The following is a 1,773-nucleotide window of genomic DNA, read 5'->3' as shown; positions in this document are numbered from 1 at the left end:
ATCGCGGCGGCGACCGCGCGCGACCGGGTGACGAACCTGTTCGGCCAGCACGTTTCTCCGCAGGTGGTGGAGCGGCTGATGGCGGAAGGCACCAGCGGAGGCGGTGACGTCCGCCGCGTCGCGGTGATGTTCGTCGATTTCCGTGGCTTCACCGCCGGCGCGCAGTCGCGCACTCCGCAGGAAGTGGTCGACCGGCTGGACGGCGCCTTTGCGGTGCTGGTCGACATCCTCGACAAGCACGGCGGCATCGTGAACAAATTTCTCGGTGATGGTTTCCTCGCGCTGTTTGGCGCACCGCTGGAGGCCTCCGACGCCGCGCAGCGCGCGGTCGCCGCGGGCCGCGAGATGCTGAGCGCGATGGATCGCATCAACGCGCAGACGAGCTGGCCGCTTCGCATCGGCATCGGTATCCATTTCGGCGAGGTCGTCGCCGGCAATATCGGATCGCCGCGGCGCAAGGAGTACACGGTCATCGGCGACACCGTGAACTTCGCCTCGCGGCTGGAAGCGCTGAACAAGGAGTTCGGCTCGCAGCTCCTGATTTCGGCGACCGTGCGCGAGGCGCTGGGCGAGGCCGGCCGCGATGCGGTCGCACTCGGCGAGGTCGAGGTGCGCGGCTATGAACAGCCGGTGGCGGTGTTTCAGTTGGGGTAGCGCCTTCACCTGTAAGTAGCGTTTCGTTGAAGCGGAATCGCGCTCCGTTGAACGCGCGTGATGAAAGATCTTTGGTAGCTTTCGGGTCTCGCACAGTGGAAGCCGAGACATCTCGTCTTCCGAATGCAATCTGGAGAGAACCAATGACCCGAATGACCCTTGTTGCGGCCGCCTTGATCGCCGCCGCCGTCACCCAGACGCAAGCCGCATCGGCACGCCACATCGCCCCGACGCGCGCTGCCGCAACCCAGGTGACGACTGACTCCTGTGTCAGGGCGCCGGCCGAGGGCGCGTATGCGTCCGAGCCCTACAAGCAGCCACCCTGCCTGCCGAACACGGGGTCCTCGTACCCGTATTCCTACGCCTACTGACGATCGTGTGAGACGAGGCCGGGCTGGTGAAAAAATCTGCCAGCCCGGCGTCGCGAAAGTCTGCACTTCTCTGCCTCCAGCACCTCGTCACGATTGCTCCGATTGCTCCGAATTTTGGGGCATGACGAGCGATGTTGTCGGCCTGTAGACTGCCGGCGATGCGGCCGGTTGCGGCCGCGACTTGCATGAGGGATCGAAGATGCAGCGCCGCTACGTCACCGTCGACGTGTTCACCGACCGCGCCTTCGGCGGCAATCAGCTCGCCGTGGTGCTCGATGCCGGCGGGCTCACGACGGCGCAGATGCAGACGATCGCCACCGAATTCAACTATTCCGAGACCACCTTCGTGCTGCCGCCGCGCGACAAGGCCAATGATGCGGAGGTGCGCATCTTCACGCCTGTTAGGGAGATGCCGTTCGCAGGTCACCCCAATATCGGGACGTCCTTCGTGCTGGCGAGCCTCGCGAAGGAGCCGAAGCCTTGCCTGCTATTCGAGGAGAAGGCGGGACTCGTGCCGGTCGAGATTCGGAGAGAACAGGGAAAGGTGGTCAGCACCGAGCTGACCGCGCCGCAGCCGCTGTCGCGGCTTGCGCAGCTTTCCGCCGCGGAGGTCGCGTCCTGCCTCTCTTTGACGGCCGATGACATCAGGACCGATCACCACGCGCCACAGGTCGTCGGTGTCGGGACGCCCTTCGTGGTTGCGGAGGTGCGATCGCGCGAGGCGTTGCGGCGGGCCAAGCCCGATGCC

General features: G+C 65.5%; 3 protein-coding genes. All 3 read left to right on the top strand.

Going from position 1 to position 1,773, the window contains the following annotated elements:
• On the top strand, positions 1–654 hold a 654-nt coding region (locus MOV75_RS36780; RefSeq protein WP_247007837.1), incomplete at its 5' end, for an adenylate/guanylate cyclase domain-containing protein.
• A 143-nt stretch (positions 655–797) separates the two neighbouring features.
• Positions 798–1,025: a hypothetical protein gene (locus tag MOV75_RS36775; protein ID WP_246932431.1), complete on the top strand. Its 228-nt coding sequence runs from the start codon at positions 798–800 to the stop codon at positions 1,023–1,025.
• A gap of 199 nt (positions 1,026–1,224) precedes the next feature.
• Positions 1,225–1,773 (top strand): PhzF family phenazine biosynthesis protein (locus tag MOV75_RS36770; RefSeq protein ID WP_247007835.1); only part of this gene is annotated, 549 nt, incomplete at its 3' end.

This window comes from Bradyrhizobium sp. PRIMUS42, from assembly GCF_023006515.1.
Classification (GTDB): Bacteria; Pseudomonadota; Alphaproteobacteria; order Rhizobiales; family Xanthobacteraceae; genus Bradyrhizobium.
The sequence above is the reverse complement of the archived record's forward strand: the minus strand, read 5'-3'. Positions and strand labels throughout refer to the sequence as shown.

Bases quoted from the DNA above. Each gene is read 5' to 3' on its own strand.
- MOV75_RS36775 (WP_246932431.1), top strand. From the start codon at position 798: ATGACCCGAATGACCCTTGTTGCGGCCGCCTTGATCGCCGCCGCCGTC.